General features: G+C 64.1%; 21 protein-coding genes and 1 tRNA gene. 17 read left to right on the plus strand and 5 right to left on the minus strand.

The annotated features are described in order from the left end of the window. Positions 1-18: 18 nt before the first annotated feature. Positions 19-1,620 carry an alpha-amylase family glycosyl hydrolase gene (locus IC761_RS35485; RefSeq protein WP_195801241.1) on the minus strand — a complete coding sequence of 534 codons (1,602 nt, stop codon included), beginning with the start codon at positions 1,618-1,620 and terminating at the stop codon, positions 19-21. A 170-nt stretch (positions 1,621-1,790) separates the two neighbouring features. Here IC761_RS35485 and IC761_RS35490 point away from each other — a divergent pair, with 170 nt between their 5' ends. After that, positions 1,791-2,471 carry an MBL fold metallo-hydrolase gene (locus IC761_RS35490; RefSeq protein WP_195801242.1) on the plus strand — a complete coding sequence of 227 codons (681 nt, stop codon included), beginning with the start codon at positions 1,791-1,793 and terminating at the stop codon, positions 2,469-2,471. 60 nt (positions 2,472-2,531) lie between these two features. Here the strand turns inward: IC761_RS35490 and IC761_RS35495 are convergent, their stop codons facing one another. Next, positions 2,532-2,906 carry a winged helix-turn-helix transcriptional regulator gene (locus IC761_RS35495; RefSeq protein ID WP_195801243.1) on the minus strand — a complete coding sequence of 125 codons (375 nt, stop codon included), beginning with the start codon at positions 2,904-2,906 and terminating at the stop codon, positions 2,532-2,534. Between the two features lie 137 nt (positions 2,907-3,043). On the opposite strand from IC761_RS35495, the gene IC761_RS35500 reads away from it, so the two are divergent. After that, positions 3,044-3,349: a hypothetical protein gene (locus IC761_RS35500; protein ID WP_195801244.1), complete on the plus strand. Its 306-nt coding sequence runs from the start codon at positions 3,044-3,046 to the stop codon at positions 3,347-3,349. A 142-nt stretch (positions 3,350-3,491) separates the two neighbouring features. Here IC761_RS35500 and IC761_RS35505 read toward each other — a convergent pair whose 3' ends face one another. Beyond that, on the minus strand, positions 3,492-4,676 hold the full coding sequence (locus IC761_RS35505; RefSeq protein ID WP_195801245.1) for an extracellular catalytic domain type 1 short-chain-length polyhydroxyalkanoate depolymerase: 1,185 nt from the start codon (positions 4,674-4,676) through the stop codon (positions 3,492-3,494). A 150-nt stretch (positions 4,677-4,826) separates the two neighbouring features. Beyond that, complete coding sequence (locus tag IC761_RS35510) at positions 4,827-5,267, minus strand: MFS transporter (protein ID WP_246791417.1); 441 nt, start codon at positions 5,265-5,267, stop codon at positions 4,827-4,829. A 183-nt stretch (positions 5,268-5,450) separates the two neighbouring features. Between IC761_RS35510 and sthA the strand changes: the two genes are divergently transcribed. The 3 genes from sthA to IC761_RS35525 all read left to right on the plus strand — a co-directional run bounded on the left by sthA (position 5,451) and on the right by IC761_RS35525 (position 9,667). Then, positions 5,451-6,842 (plus strand): Si-specific NAD(P)(+) transhydrogenase, encoded by a 1,392-nt coding sequence (gene sthA / locus IC761_RS35515; protein ID WP_195801246.1) that lies wholly within the window; start codon positions 5,451-5,453, stop codon positions 6,840-6,842. Positions 6,843-6,963: 121 nt separating this feature from the next. Then, on the plus strand, positions 6,964-8,199 hold the full coding sequence (locus IC761_RS35520; RefSeq protein ID WP_195801247.1) for an LLM class flavin-dependent oxidoreductase: 1,236 nt from the start codon (positions 6,964-6,966) through the stop codon (positions 8,197-8,199). 91 nt (positions 8,200-8,290) lie between these two features. After that, positions 8,291-9,667, plus strand: a complete 1,377-nt coding sequence (locus tag IC761_RS35525) for a cytochrome P450 (protein WP_195804884.1) — start codon at positions 8,291-8,293, stop codon at positions 9,665-9,667. A 120-nt stretch (positions 9,668-9,787) separates the two neighbouring features. Here the strand turns inward: IC761_RS35525 and IC761_RS35530 are convergent, their stop codons facing one another. Further along, a complete protein-coding gene (locus IC761_RS35530) occupies positions 9,788-10,627 on the minus strand; it encodes an SDR family NAD(P)-dependent oxidoreductase (RefSeq protein WP_195801248.1) in 840 nt (279 codons plus the stop codon). 194 nt (positions 10,628-10,821) lie between these two features. Here IC761_RS35530 and IC761_RS35535 point away from each other — a divergent pair, with 194 nt between their 5' ends. From IC761_RS35535 to IC761_RS35590, 12 genes are all read left to right on the plus strand, one after another. Then, a complete protein-coding gene (locus IC761_RS35535; RefSeq protein WP_195801249.1) occupies positions 10,822-11,787 on the plus strand; it encodes a sensor histidine kinase in 966 nt (321 codons plus the stop codon). 448 nt (positions 11,788-12,235) lie between these two features. Next, a complete protein-coding gene (locus tag IC761_RS35540) occupies positions 12,236-13,966 on the plus strand; it encodes a putative bifunctional diguanylate cyclase/phosphodiesterase (protein ID WP_195801250.1) in 1,731 nt (576 codons plus the stop codon). 326 nt (positions 13,967-14,292) lie between these two features. Next, positions 14,293-15,477, plus strand: coding sequence for a substrate-binding domain-containing protein (locus IC761_RS35545; protein ID WP_195801251.1), 1,185 nt, complete (start codon positions 14,293-14,295; stop codon positions 15,475-15,477). Positions 15,478-15,658: 181 nt separating this feature from the next. Then, positions 15,659-16,435: an ABC transporter ATP-binding protein gene (locus IC761_RS35550; RefSeq protein WP_195801252.1), complete on the plus strand. Its 777-nt coding sequence runs from the start codon at positions 15,659-15,661 to the stop codon at positions 16,433-16,435. Continuing rightward, positions 16,432-17,154 carry an ABC transporter ATP-binding protein gene (locus IC761_RS35555; protein ID WP_195801253.1) on the plus strand — a complete coding sequence of 241 codons (723 nt, stop codon included), beginning with the start codon at positions 16,432-16,434 and terminating at the stop codon, positions 17,152-17,154. Before IC761_RS35550 ends, IC761_RS35555 begins: the two co-directional genes overlap by 4 nt. Further along, a complete protein-coding gene (locus IC761_RS35560; RefSeq protein WP_195801254.1) occupies positions 17,151-18,161 on the plus strand; it encodes a branched-chain amino acid ABC transporter permease in 1,011 nt (336 codons plus the stop codon). The genes IC761_RS35555 and IC761_RS35560 overlap by 4 nt, the downstream gene beginning before the upstream one ends. Next, positions 18,158-19,243, plus strand: coding sequence for a branched-chain amino acid ABC transporter permease (locus IC761_RS35565; protein WP_195801255.1), 1,086 nt, complete (start codon positions 18,158-18,160; stop codon positions 19,241-19,243). The genes IC761_RS35560 and IC761_RS35565 overlap by 4 nt, the downstream gene beginning before the upstream one ends. A 195-nt stretch (positions 19,244-19,438) precedes the next feature. After that, entirely contained in the window at positions 19,439-22,531 is a 3,093-nt protein-coding gene (locus IC761_RS35570) for an EAL domain-containing protein (RefSeq protein ID WP_438265073.1), read from the plus strand. Position 22,532: 1 nt separating this feature from the next. After that, a complete protein-coding gene (locus IC761_RS35575) occupies positions 22,533-23,579 on the plus strand; it encodes a sensor domain-containing diguanylate cyclase (protein WP_195801257.1) in 1,047 nt (348 codons plus the stop codon). A 57-nt stretch (positions 23,580-23,636) separates the two neighbouring features. Beyond that, positions 23,637-23,713: transfer RNA gene (locus tag IC761_RS35580), tRNA-Arg, on the plus strand. 494 nt (positions 23,714-24,207) lie between these two features. Next, positions 24,208-25,014, plus strand: a complete 807-nt coding sequence (locus IC761_RS35585; RefSeq protein ID WP_195801258.1) for an arylamine N-acetyltransferase family protein — start codon at positions 24,208-24,210, stop codon at positions 25,012-25,014. Between the two features lie 251 nt (positions 25,015-25,265). After that, on the plus strand, positions 25,266-25,964 hold the full coding sequence (locus IC761_RS35590; protein WP_195801259.1) for a hypothetical protein: 699 nt from the start codon (positions 25,266-25,268) through the stop codon (positions 25,962-25,964). The last annotated feature ends 8 nt before the right edge of the window (positions 25,965-25,972 follow it).

Below are 25,972 nucleotides of genomic sequence, written 5' to 3' on the forward strand. Positions count from 1 at the left end.
CCGTCGTCCCGGCGACGGCTAGGGTGGCGGCGCCACCACCACGCCTTCATTCCCCCGCAGATCCAGCACGCCCTCCAGCTTTTCGCCCTCGCGATCCAGAAACGTCGACAGCAAAATCTCGCTGCCAAACTTGATCGCACTGGTGGTCACCGCAATCGGCTCGGGGCCGAGATTGAGCACCACGATCACCGACCTGCCCTCGGCCTCGCGACGGTAGATCAGGAGATCGCCTTGGGCTGCGATCGGATGATAGTCGCCCGCGACCAGCGGCGGCGAGGCCTTGCGCAAGCCGATCAGGCGCTTGTACAGGCCGAGGATCGAGCGCGTGTCGGCTTCGAGATTGACGACGTTCTCGCGGACGTGATCCTCCGGCAGCGGCAGCCACGGCCGGACCTCGGAGAAGCCGGCGTAGTTCGAAGAATCCCACTGCATCGGCGTGCGGCAGCCATCGCGGCCAACGCCGATGCCGGGGACGTTCTTCTCGAAGGGATCGCGGACGTCCGCGGGCGCAATTGCGAGCTGATGCATGCCGATCTCGTCACCGTAATAGAGCGTCGGCGTGCCACGCAGTGTCAGCAGCAGCATGCCGGCGACGCGGGCCTGCGCCTCGCCGACCCGGCTTGCGACGCGCGGGCGGTCGTGATTGCCGAGCACCCAGTTGGGCCAGGCGCCCCTCGGCAGCGCTTTCTCATAATCGTCGACGATCTTCTCGATCGCGCGCGCGCTCCAGAAGGTCGAGAGCAGCGCGAAGTTGAACGGCATTTGCGCGCCGGTGAGGTCGTTGCCGTAATAGGCCATCAGGCGGTGCAGCGGCAGATAGATCTCGCCGATCAGCACGCGCGCACCAAACGCATCGGTGATGCGCCGCATCTCGGCGATGACATCCAGCACTTCCGGCTGGTCGGTGGAGTATTGCGTCAGGATCTTCTCGTTGGGGGGCCGGCCCGCGACATAATGCGGATTTGGCGGATTGTCGCGAAACTCCGCGTCCTTGATCAGGTGCCAGATCACGTCGACGCGAAAGCCGTCGACGCCCTTGTCCAGCCAGAACCGCATCACGTCATAGATCGCCGCGCGCACCGCCGGATTGCGCCAGTTCAGGTCCGGCTGCTGGGCCAGGAAGGCGTGGTAGTAATATTGACCCGTCGCCGCGTCGACTTGCCATGCGCTGCCGCCGAATTCGGACAGCCAGTTGTTCGGCACACCGCCATCGGGACCAGGATCGCGCCAGATGTACCAATCGCGCCTGGGATTGTCGCGCGAGGAGCGGCTCTCGATGAACCAGGGATGCTGGTCCGAGGTATGATTGGGCACGAGGTCGAGGATCAGCTTCAACCCGTTCTCATGTGCCGCGGCGAGCAGCGCGTCGAAATCCGCCATCGTGCCGAACAGCGGATCGATGCCGGTATAGTCGGAGATGTCGTAGCCGAAATCGGCCATCGGCGAGGGAAAGATCGGCGACAGCCAGATCGCATCGACGCCGAGGGATTTCACATAAGGCAGCCGCCGCAGGATGCCCGCGAGATCGCCGACGCCGTCGCCATCTGAGTCCTGAAAAGAGCGCGGGTAGATCTGATAGAAGACCCCCTCACGCCACCAGTTCTCGCCGCCCTGAGCCATGTCGGAAAACCCACCCTGGATATGCCTCGCGCGAGAGAACGCGGAAGCCGGGCCCAGGTTCAAACCAGCAAGCCAAATGGGACGGCCGTGTGACAATGGGTCGAGCTGTTCCCGGATTTCGACACGACTATTTTGCTTGGCGGCGCAGCAAAAATCGGCATTGTGAGGCCATGACCGAGCAAAACGACACCCAAGAGTCCTCGCAATCCAAGGCCGGCGCGATCATCGTGCCCGTGACGCTGTTCGAGCAGAACTGCACCATCATCTGGGACGAGCCCGGCAAGAAGGCCGTGGTGATCGATCCCGGCGGCGACGTGCCGAAGATTTTGGAGGCGATCAAGCAGACCGGCGTCACGGTCGAGAAGATCTGGCTGACGCACGGCCATATCGACCATGTCGGCGGCGCGGCCGAATTGCGCGACGCGCTGAAAGTGCCGATCGAGGGTCCGCATGTCGCCGACAAATATCTGCTCGACAACGTAGTCGAGAGCGGCGCGCGCTTCGGCATGACCGGGGGGCGCAATTTCGAGCCGGACCGCTGGCTCGACGAGGGCGACACGGTGTCGATCGGCGACCTCACGTTCGACATCCTGCATTGCCCCGGCCACTCGCCCGGCAGCGTGGTGTTCTTCAACAAGGACTTGCGTTTTGCCCATGTCGGCGACGTCCTGTTCGCAGGCTCGGTCGGACGCACCGATTTGCCCGGCGGCAGTCACGCCACGCTGATCAATTCGATCATGACAAAACTGCTGCCGCTCGGCGACGACGTCGGCTTCATCTGCGGCCATGGCGCCGGCTCCAGCATCGGCCAGGAGCGAATGACCAATCCGTTCATCACCGGCGAGATGTAGGACTTTCTTGCTTGCGCATGATCTGATCGGAAAACCGCTTCACACTTTCCGGATCATGCGCTATTCGGCGGCGTCCGCGAACGCTGACGCTTCGCCGAGGTTACGCTCGCCCCATTCGCGGATCGCGGCGACGACGGGCACAAAGCTCTTGCCCTTCCGCGTCAGGCGATACTCGACCTTGGGCGGCACCTCGCCAAAATCCTTGCGGTCAATCAGGCCGCTCATCGTCAACGCCTTCAATTCGCGGCTGAGCACGCGCGGAGTGATCTCGGCGCTGCCGGACGTGCCGCGCAACAGGCCGCTGCGGATCTCGCCATAGCGGCGCGGGCCGTCCTTGAGATCCCAGACGATGCGCAGCTTGTATTTGCCGCTGATCATTTTCTGAAACGCCGCGACCGGGCAGCTGCGGGCCGGAAGCGCCTTTGCCTTCGCCATGGTTTCCTCCACAGGTTAGCCTGCGGGCGAGGATAGGAGCGACGGCGAAAAAGTCCATACTATCAATTTTGTCCGTACTTGCGGGATTGTTCGCAAGGCGCAGATGATGCGTGCACATGACGAACAGGGAGCGTCACATGAAGCACTTCATGATCAAATACGAATTCAGGAACGGCACGACGGACGCATGGCACCAGGAGATCGGCCGCTTCATCAAGGCGATCAACGACGATCCGGAGCTGAAGGGCCGGATCGGCTATCGCGTCCTGAAAAATCGCGACGACGGCCATTACTTCCATCTCGCCAGCGTCACCGACGATGCCGCACAAAAGGCGCTGCAATCGCGCGACTTCTTCAAGGCCTATACGGAGATGACGCGGAAGGTCGCCGCCGGCGGCGAGGTGACGGTAACGCCGATCGAAATGATCGATCAGACGGGGTAGTACAAACCCCACAGTCGTCCCGGCGAAGGCCGGGACCCATACTCCGAGACGGGAGTTTGGAGTTGGTCGCTCGGCACTCCTACCGACCGCAATAGATAGATTCCGCGGTATGGGTCCCGGCCTTCGCCGGGACGACAAGCCGCTACTTCATCAATCCCGCGGCGGTCAGCGCGCGCGTGATGATCTCGCCAATGTCGAAGCCGCGCTTTTTCTCGCGCTTCGGCTTGGCCTGCTCGTCGGCGACGGCGGCGCGGATCGAGCGGGCGAGATGCGGCGCGGGCGACAGTTTTGGCTGCACCACGGCAGCAGGCGTTGCCTCCGCCTTCTTCGCAGCGTCCGGAATCCAGCCAGTCAGGCCGAAGAACTTTGCGATGTGATAGGACGAGGAGATGCCGGCCTCGATCAGGAAGGCGCCTTCGAGGCCGTAGCGCTGATCATTCTCGGCGATGCCGAGCGGCGTGCCATGCGCCATGCCGGTGATGGCATAGGATTCGACCAGCGTCTCGCCGTTCTTGTTCCACCAAGCCTGGCGCGGATAGCCGTCGACATTGGTCTCCGCCATCGGCACGGCTGGCAGCCCATGCAGGTCGAGCCACTGCTTGACGATCTCGTTGGAATTGCCGGGATTGACGGTGCGGTCGGCGCTGCCGTGCCACACCGATACCTTCGGCCACGGCCCGCGATGGGACGAGGCCTTGCGCACGAGATCGCCGAGCTCGCGCGCAGGCCGCACCGGGGAATGAAACATGCCGTCCAGCGCCTCGCGCAGATTCGAGGCGATGCCGTAGGGAAGTCCTGCGATCACCGCGCCGGCCGCAAACACGTCCGGATAGGTCGCGAGCATCACCGACGTCATGCCGCCGCCGGCGGAGAGGCCGGTGATGAAGATGCGTCGGGGATCGATCCGGTGCGCCTCGACCAGATGCGCGATCATCTCGCGGATCGAGCGCGCCTCGCCGGAGTTGCGTGCAGTGTCTTCGGGAGTGAACCAGTTGAAGCAGGTGTTGCCGTTGTTGATGCGCTGCTGCTCGGGCATCAGCAGCGCGAAGCCGTAATGCCTTGCGAGCGTCGACCAACCCGCACCGAGATCGTAGGCCGCTGCGGTCTGGCCGCAGCCGTGCAGCACGACGACGAGCGCGCGCTGCTTCTGCAATTGCGCCGGCACGAACGCGAACATGCGCAGGGCGCCGGGATTGCTGCCAAAGCCCGTGACTTCCTGCAACGGGCTCGACGCATCTGCGCTCGGGCCAAAGTCTGGAAAGCGCAGGCCATCCAGCTCCAGCCTCGGCAGGCGTCTCAACAGATCGACATTTCGGGCGAGTGACACGGCAACTCCTGGCGGGCGACGTTCAACGTTCATCCCAACCAAATAGTTGCTGCGGTGCAAAATAAAAAGACCGTGTGCTGTCGATCGCTGCGAAATCACCGAAAAGCCCGCAGGAATCCGCAAAAATCCGGAGGTATTAACCGCAATGCCTCAACTTGATGCAGCAGCGCGGCGCATCCACGTCAGGAATGCGGCGCAGATCGTGATTAACGTCACAAACAGCGCGAGCGAGACGAGAAATCCTGCGCGCGCCGATTGCAGCGCTTCGATCGCAAAGAACACCGCACCGATTGCGGCCACGCCGGCCGCATTCCCGATCTGAGCAATGGTGCCGTACATGCCGGAGGCCGAGCCGGCGGCGACAGGTTTTACAGTCGAGAGCGCCGCATCCGACAAAGGCGCCATCACCATCCCCTGGCCATAGCCGAAGATGATCATGATGAGCGCGAGCAGGAGCGGCGTCGGCTTATCGATCTCCACGACAACGAACGCGATCGCGGCGAGGCCCGCGATCTGAAGCATGCAGCCTTCGATCAACAGTTTGGTGCCGCGATGCTTCGCCCGCGCGACGCCACACCAGATCAGCGGCACGCCGAATCGATTTGTCTTGTGACGGTTTGATGGATCGGCGCACGGACCTTCCGGAATTATTTGCACCGGATGCTCTCAGATCGGCATCGTCCGCGCGATCACCTCAGAGGTAGACCTTGCTGCCTTGGCCCGATTGCTGCATGGGAGTTTCCGCTGGTCTCGCGGGGTTCGGAAGCGCGTCCGATGTACGACTACGACATGGTGGTGATCGGCTCGGGCCCGTCCGGGCGCCGGGCCGCGGTGCAATGTGCCAAGCTCGGCAAGGCCGTGCTGGTGGTGGAGAAGGGCCGGCGGGTCGGCGGCGTCTCGGTCCATACCGGCACCATCCCCTCGAAAACCCTGCGCGAGACCGTGCTCAATCTGTCCGGCTGGCGCGAGCGCGGCTTCTACGGCCGCTCCTACCGGGTGAAGCAGGACATCGCGGCCAGCGACCTGATGACCCGGCTGCAGAAGACGCTCGACCACGAGGTCGAGGTGCTGGAGCATCAGTTCAGCCGCAATCTGGTGCGCACCGCCAATGGCGAGGCGCGGCTGGTCTCGCCGCACGAGGTCGAGATCACGAGCTCGATCGGCGAGACCAAGACTGTGTCCGCCGCCTTCATCCTGATCGCCTGCGGCACGCGCCCGTTCCGGCCCGACTACGTGCCGTTCGACGGCGCGACCGTGCTCGACAGCGACGAGATCATCGAGCTGCCAAAGCTGCCGCGCAGCCTCGCCGTGATCGGCGCCGGCGTGATCGGCGTCGAATACGCCACCATCTTCAGCGCGCTCGACGTGCCCGTGACCCTGATCGAGCCGCGGCCGACCTTCCTCGATTTCATCGACAAGGAATTGATCGACGAGTTCATGCACGAGCTGCGCGACCGCAACGTCGCGCTGCGGCTCGGCGCCAAGGTCAATTCGATCGAGAAGACCGCGACGGGCGGCATCGTCACGCATCTCGCCGACGGGCGGCACGTCACCACGGAAATGCTGCTGTTCGCGGCGGGCCGCGTCGGCGCCACCGATCGCCTCAACCTCGAGGCCGCCGGCATCGAGGTTGACCACCGCGGCCGCATCAAGGTCGATCCCGTGACCTTGCAGACCAGCGTGCCGCACATCTACGCCGCCGGCGACGTGATCGGCTTTCCGAGCCTCGCCTCCACCTCGATGGAGCAGGGCCGCGTCGCCGCCTGCCACGCGCTTGGCATGGAGCCTTTGGCGCCGCCGGAATTCTTTCCCTATGGCATCTATTCGGTGCCGGAGATCTCGACCGCGGGACTCACCGAAGAAGAGGTGCGCACGCGCGGCATTCCCTACGAGGTCGGCATCGCGCGCTTCCGCGAGACCTCGCGCGGCCACATCATGGGCCTGAACAGCGGCATGATGAAGATGATCTTCTCGACCAAGACGCGCCGGCTGCTCGGCGTGCATATTTTGGGCGAAGGCGCCACCGAGCTGATCCATATCGGCCAGGCCGTGCTCAATCTCAAAGGCACCATCGACTATTTCATCCAGAACACGTTCAACTATCCGACGCTGGCCGAGGCCTACAAGATCGCCGGCCTCGACGCCTGGAACAGGATGACGCGGTAGCTTCGCCTCTCCGCACATAGCTGCATTCCGCCGCGCGGGACACCGCGCGATTGCGTTCGTGCCATCGGGCACGTAGCTTCACGGCACCTAACAAACAGAAAATTCAGCCGGAGAGAACGCCATGGCGCGCCTGAAGTTTGGAGCCTTTCTGGCCCCGCATCACCCGATCGGGGAGCATCCGATGCTCCAGTTCCGGCGCGACCTCGACCTGGTCGAGCAACTCGACGCGCTGGGTTATGACGAGTTCTGGTGCGGCGAGCACCATTCCTCCGGCTGGGAGATGATCGCCTCGCCCGAGATGTTTCTGGCCGCGGCCGGCGAGCGCACCAAGCGGATCAGGCTCGGCACCGGCGTGGTGTCGCTGCCCTATCACCACCCCTTCAACGTCGCGCAGCGCATGGTGCAGCTCGACCACATGACCGGCGGCCGCGCCATCTTCGGCTCCGGCCCCGGCGCGCTGGCGTCGGACGCGCACACGCTCGGCATCGATCCGATGACCCAGCGCGACCGCCAGGACGAGGCGATCGGCGTGATCCGCCGCCTGTTCAGCGGCGAGCGTGTGACCGCCAAGAGCGACTGGTTCACCATGAACGACGCCGCGCTCCAGATCCTGCCGTTGCAGGAGGAGATGCCGTTCGTCGTGGCGTCGCAGATCTCGCCGTCGGGCATGACGCTCGCCGGCAAATACGGCATCGGCATCATCTCGCTGGGCTCGATGACGACGCAGGGGCTGATGTCATTGCAGCAGCAATGGCAGTTCGCCGAGGATTCCGCCAAGAAGCACGGCACGACGGTCAACCGCGCCGACTGGCGCGTGCTCCTGAGCTTCCACATCGCCGAGACCCGCGAGCAGGCCCGCCGTGAGGCCGCCGCCGGGCTGATGCGCTGGCACAACGAATACAATGTCGGCACGTTGCAGCGGCCGGGCCTCGAGCCATTCTCCTCGCCCGATGAAGCCGTGGACAAGACCGCCTTCGTCGAGGGCGCGGCGTCCACCATCGGCACGCCCGACGATCTCGTCAAAACCATCAAGAACGTGATGCAGGTCTCCGGTGGAGTCGGCGCCATCATCGGCTTCGTGCACGACTGGGCCAATCTGGAAGCGACGCGCCGGAGCTGGGACATGGTGGCGCGCTATGTCGTGCCGGAGATCAACGGCTACATCGACGGGCTGCGCAAGTCGCAAAAATTCGTGATCGAGAACCGCGCGATCTTCGAGCGTGCGGGACAGGCCGTGATGGCCAAGATCATGCAGAACGAGAAGGCCGCCGAAGCGCTGAAAGTGACCGGCCCCGGCCGGGTCGCGATTCCCGCCGTGAATGCGCCGGATTTGCAGAAGGAAGCGGCGAAGCGATAGCTGCTTGCCGCAAGCCGCTGTGACGGTGATCACAGGCGAAGCATCTCCGCCTGTGCTATGCTGATCCGGTCAGTCAACCGGAACCTTCATGATGTCGATGCAGAATTTGGCCTCGCCTGCGCTTCAATACACCGCGCCCAGGCGCAACGAGCTGACGCACATCCCCGGCGACGAAGGCTGGCCGATCATCGGCAAGACGTTTCAGGTGCTGGCCGACCCGAAGGGCCACGTCGAGGCGAACGGCGCCAAATACGGTCCGGTCTACCGCACCCATCTTTTCGGCGAGACCAATGTCGTGCTGCTCGGGCCGGAAGCCAACGAGCTCGTGCTGTTCGACCAGCAGAAGCTGTTCTCGTCGACCCACGGCTGGAACAAGGTGCTTGGCCTGCTGTTTCCGCGCGGATTGATGCTGCTCGATTTCGACGAGCACCGGCTGCATCGCAAGGCGCTGTCGGTCGCGTTCAAATCCGGGCCGATGAAATCTTATCTCAGCGATCTCGACCACGGCATCGCAGGCCGCGTCGCGCAGTGGAAGGCCAAGCCCGGCGAGATGCAGCTCTATCCGGCGATGAAGCAGCTCACGCTCGATCTTGCCGCCGCGTCCTTCCTTGGCGCCGACATCGGACCCGAGGTCGACGAGATCAACCGCGCCTTCGTCGACATGGTCGCCGCCGCCGTCGCCCCGATCCGCCGGCCGCTGCCGGGCACCCAGATGGCGCGCGGCGTCGCCGGGCGCAAGCGCATCGTCGCCTATTTCAGTGAGCAGATCCCGCTCCGCCGCGCCAAACAGGGCGGCGAGGATCTGTTCTCGCAGCTCTGCCACGCCACCCATGAGGACGGCGCGCTGCTGTCCGAGCAGGACATCATCGATCACATGAGCTTTCTGATGATGGCGGCGCACGACACGCTGACATCGTCGCTGACCTCGTTCATCGGCGAGCTCGCGGCGAACCCGGAGTGGCAGGACAAGCTGCGCACGGAGGTTCAGGCGCTCGGGCTTGCCGCCGATGCTCCAAGCTCCTTCGACGATCTCGAAAAGATGCCGCTGTCGGAGATGGCCTTCAAGGAAGCGCTGCGGATCAAGCCGCCGGTGCCGTCGATGCCGCGCCGCGCGATGCGCGATTTCAGCTTCAAGGGTTTTACGATTCCCGCCGGCACCGCGATCGGCGTCAATCCGCTCTATACCCATCACATGAAGGAGATCTGGCCCGAGCCGGATCGCTTCGATCCGCTGCGCTTCACCGACGAAGCCCAGCGCAACCGCCATCGCTTCGCCTTTGTGCCGTTCGGCGGCGGCGCGCATATGTGCCTCGGCCTGCACTTCGCCAACATGCAGGCGAAATGCTTTGCGCGGCATTTCTTGCAGAACATCGAAGTGTCGCTGCCGCCTGGCTACAGGCCGGACTGGCAGATGTGGCCGATCCCGAAGCCGCGGGATGGGATGCGGGTGGTGGTGAAGGCGGTTTAGCCGCAGCTCTGGTAGGGTGGGCAAAGCGAAGCGTGCCCGCCCTGTTTCTCGATGCTCGAACAACGATGGTGGGCACGGCGCGCGAAGGGCGCGCCTTTGCCCACCCTACGGCTCCGCCTTCTACGCTCCCTGATCGAACGCCTTGCGCAAGGCCACATAGCCCTGCTGCTGCTGGGTCCAGTTGCGGCCGCCGGTGATGGCGCCGTCGATGACGAGGTCGTGGCCGTTGATGAAGCTGGACTCGTCGCTCGCCAGGAACACCGCGGCATGGGCGATGTCGTCGGGAAGGCCGGCGCGCGGGATCGGCTGCGCGGTCTTGTAGACATCGCGCATCACCGCCGGCGTCTTCTCGGCGGCCTCGGTGGACAGTCCGAGCGCCTTGCCAAAGATGCCGGTCGCGATTGCACCGGGCGAGATCGAGTTGACGCGCACGTTGGACTCGCCGAGCTCCATCGCCACGCATTTGGTGAGATGGATCACCGCCGCCTTGGCCGCGCCATAGACGACGGAGGACGAGAAGCCGGCCAGGCGGCCGGCAATGCTGCCATTGTTGATGATGCTGCCGGACCCCTGCTTCTTCATGTAAGGCGCGGCGTGCTTCATGCCGAGCATGACGCTGCGCACCAGCGTCGCCATCGCAGCGTCGAAGCGCTCGACCTCGAGGCCCTCGATGCCGCCGGTCTGGGCCGGACCGCCGGCATTGTTGAACAGGCAATCGATCCTGCCGAATTTCTCCACGGTGAGCGCGATCAGCGCCTGCATCTGCGCCTCGACCGTCACGTCCGTCTGACGGAAAACGCAGGCGACGCCGAGCTGCTTCGCCAGCGCCTCGCCTTCCGGTATGCGCCGGCCTGCGATCACAATTTTGGCACCTTCGGCAACGAAGACTTCTGCGGTACGCAATCCGATCCCGCTCGTCGCTCCGGTGATCACCGCAACCTTGCCGTCCAGCCTGCCCATGGAATGTTCCTGTTCTCGAACGTTTTGAAGCCAAATGGCGAACGCCGGTCGATGACGTCTCCGCGACAGCCGGAGCCGCGACAATCACTATTCCCGCGGGCTTCCACCAAGGCAAGCTTTGCTTGCGCGGATGACATGCGTAACATTCCCGACTGCCACTCGATTTTCGAACGCATATCGCGACTGGGCTGCGCATGGGGAAGCTGATCGACGAATTCCGCAGAGGCTGGCAGGGCGTGGCGCCGCCATCGCTCGGCCTTAGCATCGCCTTTGCGGTGGCTTGCCTCCTGGCCGCGACCCTGGCGCGCTGGGGCCTCGCGCAGGTGCGCCCCGACGTCTACTTCACGCCGTACTTTCCGGCCGTGTTCTTTGCCGCCGCCTTCGGGGGTTTAAGGATCGGCATCATCACGGCACTGGTCGGCGGCGTGCTTGGCGTTATCGTCAATTTCGGCGACGCCCATGCCGATCGCGCCAGGTTCGCCCTGCTGACACTTTATTGGGGCGTCTCGGCGCTTACCATCTGGGGTGTCGAGCATTATCGCACGATGCTGACGGAGCAGCGGCGGATCTCCAAGCGCCTGATCGAGGAAGAGGACTATCGCAAGCTCCTGGTCGACGAGCTCCAGCACCGGCTGAAGAACAAGCTGTCGACCGTGCATGCCGTGCTGCATCAGGTGCTGCATGACCAGCCGCAGGTCTGGGCCCGGATCGACCCGCGACTGCGCTCGCTGGCGGCAACCGACGATCTGATCTCGCGGATCGACAAGGCTGGCTGCGATATCCGCGACCTCCTGATCTCCGAGCTCGGCCCCTACGGCCATGTCCGCTTCACCCTCAACGGCGAGCGGCTGTTCCTGCCGCCGAAGCTCGCGGTCACGTTGTCACTAATGTTTCACGAACTCGCCACCAATGCTGGCAAGTACGGGGCCTTCTCTGCACCGCGCGGATTGTTGCAGGTGTCATGGACCGTCAGCGACGACCGTCTGACCGTTACCTGGGACGAGACCGAGGGACCGACTGTCGACAAGATTTCCGAGCCGGGCTTCGGCACCAAGCTGCTGAAATCGGCGCTGTCCGCCTTCGATGGCAAGACCGAGATCTCCTACCTGAAGACCGGGCTGCATTGCATCATGCAATGTCGCATTCCAAAGAGCGAATAGAACATGATGCGGTTAGTTCAAATGTCGCAACGTGGGAGGCGCGCTCCCTCCCCCCGCTTGCGGGGGAGGGTTGGGGAGAGGGTATCTCCGCGATCGAGAAACCGCGAAGAGGAGAGGACCCTCACCCGGCGCGCGGGACGATGCTTCATATCGCCCGGGACGCGCCGACCTCTCCCGCAAGCGGGAAAGGTGCACCGACCTCGCGGCCGACCGATTCTAGCCAAGCTCATCCTGCGCTAGACTCGTCTCAAACGAAAGCGCACCGCACGCTTCGCTTGCTCTTCCGCAAGCGCCGTTGACGCTCTGTTAATGACGATCGTCTGCGCGCGTCGCATCGCTGCGAAACACCCCCGTATTTCTTCGGACCCCTTAACCAAACCTAAGAGGGAATTGCGCAAAATCGCGTCCATTGCAAAGGCGCGCTGAAACAACAAGATTCATGACTTCTATGAACGACAACAAATATTTTGGCGCGTCCGAGGCCGAGCTCGGATTTCTCAAGGAAATCGTTAAATTGCTGCCGGCCGGCCTGACCGTGCAGGATGCGCAAGGCGAGCTTCTCCTGGTTAACGATGCTGCCGCAACCCAGCTCGGCATGGACGGCCGCCGGCCGTCACTCGATCTCGCGCAGCGTCGCGACGCTTGCCGGCGGGCACTGAACGCCGGCCAGGCCGTCATCGCTGAGGAAGCACTCCACGACGGCCCCGCGCGCCAGGTGCTGCTCACCACACATCGTCCGGTCCGTCTCGCCGGCCGCGACCTCCTGATCTCGGCCTCTGCCGACATCACCGAGCAGAAGAATTTCGAGGACCAGCTGTTTCGCTCGGCCTATTTCGACGAGCTGACCGACCTCCCCTCGCGGCGCGTGATCGAGCATCGCGCCAACAGCCTCTTGGCGCGCGATGGCGAGCGCTTTGCGCTTGCCTTTCTCGACGTCGACAATTTCAAGCACATCAACGACTATTACGGCCATGCCGTCGGCGATGCACTGCTGGCCGAGCTGTCGAAGCGGCTCGGGCGCGACTTGCGCGATTCCGACATGCTGTCGCGCATCTCCGGCGACGAATTTCTGCTGCTGCTGTCGCCGATCCAGAGCCAGGAGGAAGTCGCCGAATTCATGCAGGCGACGCTGGAGCGGCTGACCGCGCCGTTCTTCATCGACAATTCGGAGATCTTCGCCTCCACTTCGGTCGGCGTCAGCCTCTATCCGGATCATGGCCGCAACTTCGAGACGCTGCGCCAGAACGCCGACATCGCGATGTACCGCGTCAAGAACAACGGCAAGGGGTCTGCCGCGTTCTTCGATGCCGGCATGGAGCGCGAGGCGCTGGCGCGGATGAAGATCGAGCAGTCGCTGCGGCTCGCCATCCTCGAAAAGCGCTTCTGCTGCGCGTTCCAGTCCAAGGTCGATATCCGCACGCAGGCCGTGAAAGGCATCGAGGCGCTGGTGCGGTTGCGCGACGACGAGGGCGTCATCCAGGCGCCCGGCTCGTTCATCAACCTTGCGGTCGAGCTCGGGCTGATCGACGAGCTGACGCATCTGGTGCTCGCCGAGATCGTCAAGTCGATCGACCTGATCAACGACATGTTTGGCGCGGATGCGACCATCAGCATCAACGTCGCGGCCAAGCAGGCCGGCAACCCCGAATTCATGCGTAGCTTTGCGATCGCCCTGGAGGAGACCGGCTTTCCCAAGCGCTTCATGATCGAGGTGACCGAAGATGCCTTCGTCGCCAAGAATCATTTCCAGTCCGAGATCCTGCCGATGTTCCGCAAGCTCGGCGTCGGCATCTCGATCGACGATTTCGGCACCGGCTTCTCGTCGCTCTCGGCGCTCGCCGACATTACCGCCGACGAGATCAAGATCGACCGCTCCTTCATCACCGACATCCATAAGCGGCCGCGCAGCCAGGGCATCTTGCGCGCCATCGAATCCTTGAGCGAAGCGCTCGGGATGACGGTGATCGCCGAAGGCCTCGAATCCTACGAGGAGCTCGCCTATCTCCAGGCCGCGACCAAGATCCGCTATGCCCAGGGCTATTATTTCGCCCGCCCGATCTTCCTGGAAGAGCTGAAGCTCGCCACGCCCGCCTCCAGCGAGGCCCGCGTCAGCGTCGCCAGCCGGCCGACGCAGCAGAACCGCCAGGGCTATTCGCGCGCCAGCGGCTACCGGCGCTAGAGACCTAACGTTGTCCCACAACCTCGGTGTCGTCCCGGCGAAGGCCGGGACCCATAACCACAGGGAGCGGTTTGGCGGAGGCTGGCGATTACCAGCTCGCACCACGACATCGTCTGCGGCGTATGGGTCCCGGCCTTCGCCGGGACGACACTGGGACTGAGCCCCCGATCCAGGGATGGGTTCGCGCTGCCGATTTCCGTGGCAGGCGCGCGTCAAGACACTGTCACATGCGCTCCCTGCGAAGTCCGCCGGAAGGTGGAATTGCAATGTTCGCAGCGTTGTGCAAATCGCTGTGACCAAGGCATTTTAATCAAGGAGGAACCATCGTGCGTCGATCACTCATTTTAACGGCAGCTGTTCTCGGCCTGGCTGCGAGCTCCTCCGCTCGCGCCGAGGACCTCAAGGTCGCGCTGATCTATGGCAAGACCGGTCCACTGGAGGCCTATGCCAAACAGACCGAGACCGGCCTGCAAATGGGCTTTGAATACGCCACCAAGGGCACCATGACCCTCGACGGTCGCAAGATCGTCATCATCACCAAGGACGACCAGGGCAAGCCGGACCTCTCCAAGGCCGCGCTGGCCGAGGCCTATCAGGACGACAAGGCCGATATCGCGATCGGCACGACCTCGTCGGCCGCAGCGCTCGCCATTCTCCCGGTCGCCGAGGAGAACAAGAAAATCCTGATCGTCGAGCCCGCGGTGGCGGACCAAATTACCGGCGAGAAGTGGAATCGCTACATCTTCCGCACCGCGCGCAACTCCTCGCAGGACGCGATCTCGAACGCGGTCGCGATCGGCAAGCAGGGCGTCACGGTGGCGACGCTGGCGCAGGACTATGCCTTCGGCCGCGACGGCGTCGCCGCCTTCAAGGAGGCGCTCGCCAAGACCGGCGCGACGCTCGCCGCCGAGGAATATGCTCCGACCTCCACCACCGACTTCACCGCGGTCGGCCAGCGCCTGTTCGATGCGCTGAAGGACAAGCCGGGCCGCAAGGTGATCTGGGTGATCTGGGCCGGCGCCGGCAATCCGCTGGCAAAGCTCCAGGACATGGATCCGAAGCGCTACGGCATCGAGCTTTCGACCGGCGGCAACATCCTGCCGGCGCTCGCGGCCTATAAGGGCCTGCCGGGCATGGAAGGCGCGACCTATTATTACTATGACATTCCAAAGAACCCGGTGAACGACTGGCTGGTCGCCGAGCACCAGAAGCGCTTCAACGCGCCGCCGGACTTCTTCACTGCGGGCGGCTTTGCCGCCGCGATGTCCGTCGTCGCCGCCGTCACCAAGGCGAAGTCGACCGACACCGAGAAGCTGATCACCGCGATGGAAGGAATGGAGTTCGACACGCCGAAGGGCAAGATGGTGTTCCGGAAAGAGGACCATCAGGCGCTGCAGAGCATGTATCACTTCAAGGTCAAGGTCGATCCGAACGTCGCCTGGGCCGTGCTCGAGCCGGTGCGCGAGCTAAAGATCGAAGACATGGACGTTCCCGTCCGCAACAAGCGCTGAGTGCTTCACCTCTCCCATCGGGAGAGGTCGGCGCGAAGCGCCGGGTGAGGGATACCGCCCTCCCGTGGGACCTGAGCCCCCTCACCCGATTTGCACTGGACGATGCTCCGCATCGCCAGGAGCAAATCGACCTCTCCCCTCCGGGGAGAGGTGAACCGATGGACCAACCCGGTTTGCAAGAATGACGCTGACCCTCGAAACCCGCGACCTCACCATCCGCTTCGGCGGCCATGTCGCAGTCAACAACGTCACTTGCGGCTTCCGCCCGGGCGAGCTCACCGCGATCGTCGGCCCGAACGGCGCCGGCAAGACCACCTATTTCAACCTGATCTCGGGTCAGCTGCGCGCCTCCTCAGGCCACATCCTGTTCGGCGGCGCCGACATCACCGGGCATTCCGCGCCCTTGCGCACCCGCGCGGGCCTGGGCCGCGCATTTCAGCTCACCAACCTCTTCCCGAACCTCACCGTGGAAGAAAATGTCCGCCTCGCCGTGCAGGCGGCTGACGGCACCCATTACGACATGCTGCGGCCCTGGATGGTTCGCCGGGACCTGATCGCGCGGGCCGACGCCATTCTCGACCAGGTTGCGCTCGGCAATCGCCGCGGCGTGGCTGCGACGGCGCTGTCGCATGGCGACCAGCGCAAGCTCGAGGTCGCGCTGATGATCGCGCTGGAGCCAAAGGTGTTCATGTTCGACGAGCCGACCGCCGGCATGAGCATCGACGAAGTGCCGATCGTGCTCAACCTGATCGCACAGCTCAAGCAGGACAGGAGCAAGATCATCCTGCTGGTCGAGCACAAGATGGACGTGGTGCGCTCGCTCGCCGACCGCATCATCGTGCTGCATAACGGACAACTTGTCGCGGACGGCCCGCCGGCCGAGGTGATCGCCTCGCCGATCGTGCAGGAGGCCTATCTCGGCGTCGCACCCAAGAAAGCTGCGGAGGGCGCAGCATGACCGATCTGCTCAAACTCTCCGGCGTGCACACGCATATCGGCCGCTATCACATCCTCCAGGGCATCGACCTCGCGGTCCCGCAGGGGCAGGTCACGATGCTGCTCGGCCGCAACGGCGCCGGCAAGACCACCACGCTGCGCACCATCATGGGCCTCTGGCAGGCCTCGCAGGGTGAGATCAGCCTCGCCGGCGAGCGCATCGAGAGCCGCGCCACGCCCGATATCGCCCGCCTCGGCGTCGGCTACGTGCCGGAGAGCATGGCGGTGTTCTCCGATCTCACCGTGAAGGAAAATCTCGTTCTCGCCGCCCGCGACGGGCCGATGGACGACAAGCAGCTCGAGTGGATCTTCGGCTTCTTCCCGGCGCTGCGCCGGTTCTGGCTGTCGCGCGCGGGAAGCCTGTCCGGCGGGCAGAAACAGATGCTCTCGATCGCGCGCGCGATCATCGAGCCGCGCAAGCTCCTGCTGATCGACGAGCCGACCAAGGGGCTCGCGCCCGCCATCGTGGTGGCACTGATCGAGTGCCTGAAGGAGATCAAGCGCAAGGGCGCGACGATCTTGCTGGTCGAGCAGAATTTCTTTGCCGCCCGCGAGCTCGGCGACGTCGTGCTGGTGATGGACAACGGCACCATCGTCCATCGCGGCGAGATGGCGGCGCTGGCCGCCGACGTGCCGCTGCAAGAGCGGTTGCTCGGCCTGAGCCTGGAGGCGCATCAGTGACTGACCTTGCCGCAACCGATCCGCTACCGAAGCCGAAGCGCGACCTCGCGCCGATCCTGCTGCCGGTCGCGCTCGCGCTGATCATGATCCCGCTGGTCGGCTCGCCCTCGACCTGGCTGACGCTGACCGCGGCAAGCCTCGCCATGGGCATGATGATCTTCATCATGGCCTCGGGCCTCACACTCGTGTTTGGCCTGATGGACGTGCTCAATTTCGGCCATGGCGCCTTCATCGCGGTCGGCGCCTATGTCGCAACCCTGGTGTTCGCGCCGTTCGCGGCCTCGGTGCAGGCGGATTCGCTCTGGGTGAACCTCGCGGTGCTGGCGCCGGCGGCGCTGCTGTCGATGGCCGTTTCCGGCGCGCTTGGCCTGGTGGTCGAGCGCGTGCTGATCCTGCCGGTCTATGGCCAGCATCTGAAACAGATCCTGATGACGACCGGCGGGCTCATCGTTGCGGAACAGACGCTCTATGCGCTGTGGGGCCCGCAGATCATCCCGATGCCGCTGCCGACCTCGCTGCGCGGCTCCTTCATCTTCGGCGATGTCGCGATTGCAAAGTACCGCGTGCTGGCGATGCTGATCGGGCTTGCCGTCTTCATCGCGATCCAGCTCGTGCTCAACCGCACCAAGCTCGGCCTCCTGATCCGCGCCGGCGTCGAGAACCGCGAGATGGTGGAGGCGCTCGGCTATCGCATCCGCCGCCTGTTCCTCGGCGTGTTCATGACGGGATCGGCGCTCGCCGGCCTCGGCGGCGTGATGTGGGCGCTCTATCGCGAGCAGGTTCACGCCTCCATGAGCGACGAGCTCACCGTCCTGATTTTCGTCGTCGTCATCATCGGCGGGCTGGGCTCGATCGGCGGCTGCTTCATCGGCGCGATTCTGGTGGCGATGGTTGCCAATTACGGCGGCTTCCTGGTGCCGAAACTCGCCCTCGTCTCCAACATCCTGCTGATGGTCGCCGTTCTGATGTGGCGGCCGCGCGGCCTCTATGCGGTGACCAGCCGATGATGCTTCTCTCCGGCGACCCGCCGCGCAGCCGTGTGCTCACGCTCGTTCTCGTCGTCATCATCCTGGCGCTGGCGGCGACGCCGTTCCTGTTCCCCGGCGCCAAGGCGCTGAACGTCGCGGCGAAGATCTGCGTCTTCGCGGCGCTCGTTGCGTCCTACGATCTGCTGCTCGGCTATACCGGTTCGGTGTCGTTCGCCCACACCATGTTCTACGGCATCGGCAGCTACGCGATCGCAATCGCGCTCTACGGCATGGGCCCGACCTGGACCGCGGTCGCAACCGGCATCGTCGTCGGCCTGCCGCTGGCCGCGCTGCTCGCGCTCGCCATCGGCCTGTTCTCGCTGCGGGTCGCCGCGATCTTCTTTGCCATGATCACGCTCGCGGTCGCTTCGGCCTTCCAGGTGCTGGCCTCGCAGCTGTCATGGCTGACCGGCGGCGAGGACGGGCGCAGTTTCCAGCTGCCCGAGCTGCTGCGGCCCGGCACGGTGCTGATCTCCAGGAACCTGCTCGGCTTCGAGATCAACGGCCGCATCCTGACCTTCTATCTGTTGTTCGCGGTCTCGGCCCTGATGATCCTGGCACTGTTGCGCGTGGTGAACTCGCCGTTCGGACGCGTGCTCCAGGCGATCCGCGAGAACCGGTTTCGCGCCGAGGCGCTCGGCTTCCGCACCGTGTTCCATCTGACCTATGCCAACTGCCTCGCCGCGCTGGTCGCCGCCGGCGCCGGCATCCTGAACGCGCTGTGGCTGCGCTATGCCGGCCCCGACACCTCGCTCAGCTTCTCGATCATGCTGGACATCCTGCTGATGGTGGTGATCGGCGGCATGGGCACGATCTACGGTGCGATCATCGGCGCCACGATCTTCATCCTGGCGCAAAACTATCTGCAATCGCTGATGGGCGTCGCCTCCAAGGCGGCCTCGGAGGCCGGCCTGCCGCTGTTGCCGGGATTGCTGCATCCCGACCGCTGGCTGCTGTGGCTCGGGCTGCTCTTCATCGCCAGCGTCTATTTCTTCCCGACCGGCGTGGTCGGGCGTCTCCGCAATGTGGGCGGCGACAAGGGCACGGGCGCCTCGCATTAGGCAGCGGTTAATGATGCAGCGCAGCGGTTGTTGCGGACGCCGTGCAACTGCGGAGCGATTCGCGCCCTGCTCGATGCCGGCGCGATCGCGCAAACGGATTAATCCTTAGGTAACTGGCTTTCCTAAGCTTTGGGCCATCTGTGCGGTGTATTTCTGTTCCTCCAGGGGGAGGCAATGCGCCACGCAGTTTCAGGGATGGCAGCCAAACTGTCGCTAGCCGCGAGGAGCGGCTGGGACGCTGCCATGCGGCGCAGCCCGGTGCTGTGGCTCATCCTGTCAGGCGCGCTGTTAGTCGCCGGCATCTTCACCGCCACCACCATGGTGATCGGCGACTTCCGCGAGCGCGCCCTCGCCAACAACGAACGAGAGCTGGAGAATACGGTCCTCCTGTTGACCCGCCACTTCGATCAGCAGTTCGAGGATTCCGAGACCGTCGCCGCCGATCTGATCTCGCAGATGAACCTGCCGGACATCAGCTCGCCCGAGACATTTCGCGAGCGCATGTCGGGCGCCGACGCGCACCGCATGCTCGCGAACAAGATCAGCGCCGTGAACTATCTCGGCGACATCGCGATCTACGACATCAACGGGGACATCATCAACTGGTCGCGAAACGAGCCTCTGCCGCGCATCAACATCTCGTCGCGGAGCTACTTCCAGACCTTCAAGTCCAACCCCCGATCCGAACCGGTGCTGCTGGAAACCGTGCGGAGCTTTCTCATCGACAAATGGACCACCGTGGTTGCACGCCGCTTGACGAGCCCGGCAGGCAAGCTGCTCGGCATCATGGTGCGGCGGATCGATCCTGAGAGCTATCAGAAATATTTCTCCTCTGTGGCGCTCGGAAGCGGCGCCGCCATCTCGCTGTTCGACCGCCGCGGCACGATGCTGGCGCGGCACCCTCACGTCGAGGAACTGATCGGCAAGAGCTACGCCAATGGGCCGTTGTTGCAGAAAATCCTGGCCGAAGGAGGCCAGCAGACGCTGCGGATCGAGAACAGCCCGATCGACGGCCAGGGGCGCCTGGGCGCGGGGGCGCCGCTTCGGCATTTCCCGATCATCGTCATCGCGACCAATACGATGGAATCGGCCCTTGCAGATTGGCGCGAGCAAACCCGGTTCATGATCACCGCGGCCACGCTGGCGGCAACAATCATCGCGCTGATCCTGTTCCTGATCATCCGCCAGATCAACCGGCAGAACCGCGAGGCCCAGCAGCGTCTCGAGGCGGAGCGGCAGCGGCTCGACACCGCCTTGAACAACATGTCTCAGGGCCTGATCCTGTACGACGCGGCGGGATACATCGTCACCTGCAACCGGCGCTATGCCGACATGTTCGGCCTCTCCAGCGAAATCATCAAGCCCGGCTGCCACATCCGCCAGGCGATGTATCATCGTAAGGAGCGCGGCGCGTTCGATGGCGACGTCGAGGCGTTCTGCGCCGATGTCATGAGGGTCGTCGCCGAACGCAAAGTCTCCACCCGGACCCACGAGCTGCCGAACGGCCGCGCCTTCCAGGTCATCAACACCCCGCTCGCGCAAGGCGGCTGGGTCGCGACCATTGAGGAGATCACCGAGCGGCGCAATCTGGAGCAGGAGCGCGACCGCAACTACACGTTCCTGCGCGAGATCATCGACCACATCCCGTCGCAGATCACGGTGAAGGATGCCCGGACGCGGCGCTATCTGCTGGTCAACCGGATTGCCGAGGAGACCTTCAAGGACGCGGCCGAGACGCTCGTCGGCAAGACCGCCGCCGATATCCTGCCGGAAGCGGACGCCGACATCGTCACGTGCGACGATGACGCCGTGCTGCACTCGCCCGACTGGCTGTTGCTCAAGGAGCAAAGCTGGCAAACCCCGGCCGGAGGCCAGCGCCATACCATCTCGAAGCGCATCGGCATCCGCGACAAGGCCGGTGAGCCGCGCTACATCATCAACGTCATCGAGGACGTCACGGAACGGCGAAAGACGGACGAGAAGATCGCCCACATGGCGCATTACGATGCGCTCACCGACCTGCCGAACCGGGCGCTGTTCCGCGAGCAGATCGAGCGCGAGCTCACGAAGGTCGCCGGCGGCGAGCAGTTTGCGCTGCTCTATATCGACGTCGACGAGTTCAAGGGCATCAACGATTCGCTCGGTCACCATGTCGGCGACGAGCTGCTGAAGGCGATCGCGGACCGCATCCGCGGCTGCCTCAAGCCGGGCGACCTGATCGCGCGGCTCGGCGGCGACGAATTCGCCGTGATCCAGACCGGAGTAGAATCCTCCGCCGACGTGCTCGCCTTCGTGACGCGGATCCATGAAGCGATCCGCCGCCCCTATCACTGCCTCGGCCATCAGCTCTCGACCGACGCCAGCATCGGCATCGCGCTCGCGCCGCAGGACGGCACCGATCTCGACCAGCTCGTCAAGAACGCCGACCTCGCGATGTACGGCGCCAAGGCGGAAGGGCGGCGCACCTACCGCTTCTTCGTGCCGGAGATGGATGCGAGCGCGAAGGCCCGCCTCACCCTGGAGCAGGATTTGCGCCAGGCGCTGGTCGATGGCGGTTTCGAGATTCACTACCAGCCGCTGGTCAATCTGCGTTCGGGCGACGTTTCCGGCTGCGAGGCGCTGTTGCGCTGGCGCCATCCCGAGCGGGGCATGGTGTCGCCGGCCGAATTCATTCCGATCGCCGAGGATACCGGCCTGATCAACGAGCTCGGCGACTGGGTGCTGCGCACCGCCTGCAACGAGGCCGCGACCTGGCCTGCCCATGTACGGCTCGCGGTCAACGTCTCGCCGGTGCAGCTCAAATGCGACACGCTGGCGCTCAAGATCGCCGGCGCGCTGGCCGCTTCCGGGCTCGAGCCGTCGCGGCTCGAGCTCGAAATCACCGAGGCCGTGCTGATCCGCGACGACGAGGCGGCGCTCTCGATCCTGCATCAGTTGCGCGCGATCGGCGTGCGCATCGCCCTCGACGATTTCGGCACCGGCTATTCGTCGCTGAGCTATCTGAAGCGCTTCCCGTTCGACAAGATCAAGATCGACCGCTGCTTCGTCGCCGACATCGCCGATGCCGGTGGCGCACCCGTGATCGTGCAGGCGGTGGTGAACATCGCCTCCGCCAGCAACATGACCACGGTCGCCGAAGGCGTCGAGACCGAGGCACAGCGCGAGATGCTGCGCACGCTCGGCTGCACGGAGATGCAGGGCTATCTGTTCAGCAAGCCGAAGCCGGCGGCCGAGGTCCGAAAACTGTTCGGCCCGGGCGATGCGATGCCCGTGGCGGCGGTGGCCTGAGATGGCAAAATCTCCCAAAACCACCATCGACGTGGCGCATTCCTACGCGGTGCGGCTGATGCAGCATCTGGTGGTGCCGACCTTCGTGATCGACCCCAGGCGCCGCGTCGTGATCTGGAACCGCGCCTGCGAGCGGCTGACCGGTGTCGCCGCCTCGGAAGTCATCGGCACGACAAAACACTGGCAGGCCTTCTACGAGACCAAGCGCCCTTGCCTGGCCGATCTGGTCGCGCTCGACCGCCCGGAGCAGCTGCCGGAATATTATTCGGAATACGCCGCGCGCGGCCACAACGGGCTCGGCTTTTCCGCGGAAAACTGGTGCGTGATGCCGAAGCTCGGCAGCCAGCTCTATCTCGCGATCGATGCCGGCCCGATCCATGACGAGGCCGGCAATCTGATCGCCGTCGTGGAGACGCTGCGCGATCTCACCGACCAGAAGCGCGCCGAGACGGCGCTGAAGGAGCTCGCCACCAAGGACGGGCTGACCGGGCTTTCCAACCGCCGCTCCTTCGACCAGATGCTGATGACCGAATGGGCCCGCGCCCAGCGCACGCAAAAGCCCTTGGCACTGCTGTTCGTCGACGTCGACCATTTCAAGCTGTTCAACGACCGCCACGGCCACCAGACCGGCGACGAATGCCTGCGCGCGGTGGCTCATGTCGTCAGCCGGCATGCGGTGCGGCCGCTCGACCTCGCCGGCCGCTATGGCGGCGAGGAATTCGCGCTGATCCTGCCCGATATGAGCTGCGATGACGCCTGCGCCATCGCCGAGGAGATCCGCTGTGCCGTGATGGCCTTGGCGATCGCCCATGGCGCCGACGGCGCGGGAGATCACGTCACCCTCAGCGTCGGCGTCGCAGGCCACGTCCCGGGTGAGAGCGACGGCGGCCCCGACCGGCTGCTAGGGGCGGCCGACCAGGCGCTCTATGCCGCCAAAAGGCTCGGCCGCAACCGCGTCATTTGCGCAGATCGGATGCTGGCCGAATTCGTGGGCCTTGGCCGGGAAAGCCTGCCGGTTCCTGCCCCGACGGCCCGCAAAACCGCCTAGAATGACGCGGCGAGACCGGTTGCCCGCCCCTCGCCAATCGGCTAAATGAGCCCCACTGCACCCGTAGCTCAGCTGGATAGAGCGTTGCCCTCCGAAGGCAAAGGTCACACGTTCGAATCGTGTCGGGTGCGCCAGTAAAATCAGCAACTTAGATCAATCCTATGGTTTCGCGCGTCGCGCCTGGGCAGCGGTTGCAAAAATCCGTCAATTCGCCTGAGGCCGCAAAGTGAGCTGCCGCACGAGGGTCCGGGCGCGAAGGTGTTACTTTCATGACGCCGTCGACCTCGTCGCAATGCCTGACAGCGGTTCCCCGAGCACAACCAACGCGATCAGAAGGATGATGACCCCGGCCGGCAGCCGACCAGATAGCCGGCCGAAAAGCCCGGCGGATGGACTTAATTATTCGGGTCTGACACCATGAAGCACATAGGGCGGCGTCCCGCTATCGAAGCGAATTGGGTTGGCTCCCATCGCTTTAGGAGGTGCAGTGACCATGGCTGAAATACTTTGCGCAGATCGCCTAAGGAACGACTGCGCCCTGCTCTTGCGCCGCAACGATTTTCCGCGTCCTCGCGCAATCCACTCGCGCGCTGTTCAGTAATTTCTTCGCATAAGGGTGTTCAGCACGATGCCGAATACTTTCGACCTCGACGCTTACCTCGGCCGTATCAACTACACTGGCCCGCGCACGCCGACCTACGAAGCCCTGGCTGGAATCCTCGCGGGCCACGTCGCGCACATCCCCTTCGAAATCTTTGACATCCTCCTCGGCCGCCCGATCAGGCTGGATCCCGAAGGACTGAAAGCCAAGATCATCACTGCCCGTCGCGGCGGACATTGCGTCGAACACGCAACCCTCATGTATGCCGCCCTGCATGCGATCGGCTTCAATCCTGTCAGGCACTCGTCCCGCGTCGTTTTCTTCAAGCCCCGTCATGAGAGCGTGCGGGAGCACATGTTTCTCTCGGTCGCGGTCGATGGCGCCACCTACGTGGTCGATCCCGGCTTCGGTCCCTTTGCCTGCCCGCACCCGATACCCGTTGACGGCACTCCCGTGCCGATCAGCGCCCCAACCCACAGGCTTGCCCACGAAGGCAATGATTGGATTCTCTACGTGATCCGTAACGGCGGGGAGACGCGAGGATGGATATCCAAGATGGAGGAGGAGTACCCGGTCGATTTCGAGATGATGCACTATTACCTCGTCAGTCACCCGCATTCTTTCTACACGCACAACCTTGTCGCCAGCGCCGTCACGAAGGAAGGCCGCATCAACATCACGAACCAGGAGGCCAGCTTCATCCGTGATGGCGCGGCTCAACCGGTTCAACTCGCCGACCGCAAGGCGTTGCGCCTGCTCGTCTCACAGCACTTCGGGTTCGACCTTCCCGAACTGGAAACGATGAAAGTCGACGGCGTGCCCGGCTGGCTATAGCCGACAGCACCGCACGGAAGGCTGGCGACCTCGGCACGTGGCCTCTGGCTGCGATATTTTGTTTCTGAATGTTTCTATCAGTTGCCTGGCAATATCAGGCAACCTGCACCGCGTCATGCCGAAGGCTCCGCGCCAGCTCCCATTTCTACCACGGCTCAACCGGGCGAACCCAACAGCCAGGGCGAACCCAGGACTGGATAACATTTGGGGGCGATTTCACCTCAAATCCATCACAAGCACGGAAAGCCAGCATGACCTCGATTTCGGCGCTCTCCTCACACCACCACCGCACATCGCCGCTGCAGCGGCTGCAAGACGAACTGCAATCGGAAGTCTCCTCCGGCGCGATCAGCTCGACCGATCAGTCGGCGCTGTCGTCGGCGCTCAGCGACATCGATACCGCCTTGCAGTCAGGCGACGCGAGCGATCAATCCGGCAGCGGCACGTCATCGCCCGACGCCGTCAAGTCGAAGATCGATGATCTCATCCAGCAGGAAGTCTCGTCCGGCAAGCTGACCGACCAGCAGGCCACCGAGCTGCAAGGTGTTTTCAAGGCGGCGTTTTCCGATGGACCGGATGGAGCCGGCGGAGCGGGTGGGCCGCCGCCCGGCGGGCCTCCTCCGGCTGGCGGCCCGCAGGGTTCGTCGAGTGGCAATTCGGTGGTGGACTTGCTTCAGCAATTCCTTCAGTCGCTGAAAGACGCGCTCACGGGCTCGACCTCCTCGAGCACCACGGCATCAACCGACACGACGACGACCAGCGCGTCGTCTGCGACCAGCAGCATCGACAGTTCGTCGAGTGGCAGTTCGACAACGGACCTGCTCGAGCAATTCCTTCAGTCGCTGAAAGACTCGCTCACGGATCCGACCTACAGCGCGACGGGATCAGGCAACACCACGAACGCGAACGACCCTTCGCTTTCCGGTGTGATTCTCAACGAGAAAGTCTGACGACGGCC

The organism is Bradyrhizobium commune, assembly GCF_015624505.1.
GTDB lineage: Bacteria > Pseudomonadota > Alphaproteobacteria > Rhizobiales > Xanthobacteraceae > Bradyrhizobium > Bradyrhizobium commune.

What these genes read in the sequence shown, in the direction of transcription:
- IC761_RS35525 (WP_195804884.1), top strand. Translation starts at nt 8,291, where the DNA reads ATGTCGATGCAGAATTTGGCCTCGCCTGCGCTTCAATACACCGCGCCC.
- IC761_RS35535 (WP_195801249.1), top strand. Translation starts at nt 10,822, where the DNA reads ATGGGGAAGCTGATCGACGAATTCCGCAGAGGCTGGCAGGGCGTGGCG.
- sthA (WP_195801246.1), top strand. Translation starts at nt 5,451, where the DNA reads ATGTACGACTACGACATGGTGGTGATCGGCTCGGGCCCGTCCGGGCGC.
- IC761_RS35555 (WP_195801253.1), top strand. Translation starts at nt 16,432, where the DNA reads ATGACCGATCTGCTCAAACTCTCCGGCGTGCACACGCATATCGGCCGC.
- IC761_RS35590 (WP_195801259.1), top strand. Translation starts at nt 25,266, where the DNA reads ATGACCTCGATTTCGGCGCTCTCCTCACACCACCACCGCACATCGCCG.
- IC761_RS35565 (WP_195801255.1), top strand. Translation starts at nt 18,158, where the DNA reads ATGATGCTTCTCTCCGGCGACCCGCCGCGCAGCCGTGTGCTCACGCTC.
- IC761_RS35485 (WP_195801241.1), bottom strand. Translation starts at nt 1,620, where the DNA reads ATGGCTCAGGGCGGCGAGAACTGGTGGCGTGAGGGGGTCTTCTATCAG.
- IC761_RS35540 (WP_195801250.1), top strand. Translation starts at nt 12,236, where the DNA reads ATGAACGACAACAAATATTTTGGCGCGTCCGAGGCCGAGCTCGGATTT.
- IC761_RS35520 (WP_195801247.1), top strand. Translation starts at nt 6,964, where the DNA reads ATGGCGCGCCTGAAGTTTGGAGCCTTTCTGGCCCCGCATCACCCGATC.
- IC761_RS35500 (WP_195801244.1), top strand. Translation starts at nt 3,044, where the DNA reads ATGAAGCACTTCATGATCAAATACGAATTCAGGAACGGCACGACGGAC.
- IC761_RS35585 (WP_195801258.1), top strand. Translation starts at nt 24,208, where the DNA reads ATGCCGAATACTTTCGACCTCGACGCTTACCTCGGCCGTATCAACTAC.
- IC761_RS35570 (WP_438265073.1), top strand. Translation starts at nt 19,439, where the DNA reads ATGGCAGCCAAACTGTCGCTAGCCGCGAGGAGCGGCTGGGACGCTGCC.
- IC761_RS35490 (WP_195801242.1), top strand. Translation starts at nt 1,791, where the DNA reads ATGACCGAGCAAAACGACACCCAAGAGTCCTCGCAATCCAAGGCCGGC.
- IC761_RS35550 (WP_195801252.1), top strand. Translation starts at nt 15,659, where the DNA reads ATGACGCTGACCCTCGAAACCCGCGACCTCACCATCCGCTTCGGCGGC.
- IC761_RS35530 (WP_195801248.1), bottom strand. Translation starts at nt 10,627, where the DNA reads ATGGGCAGGCTGGACGGCAAGGTTGCGGTGATCACCGGAGCGACGAGC.
- IC761_RS35575 (WP_195801257.1), top strand. Translation starts at nt 22,533, where the DNA reads ATGGCAAAATCTCCCAAAACCACCATCGACGTGGCGCATTCCTACGCG.
- IC761_RS35495 (WP_195801243.1), bottom strand. Translation starts at nt 2,906, where the DNA reads ATGGCGAAGGCAAAGGCGCTTCCGGCCCGCAGCTGCCCGGTCGCGGCG.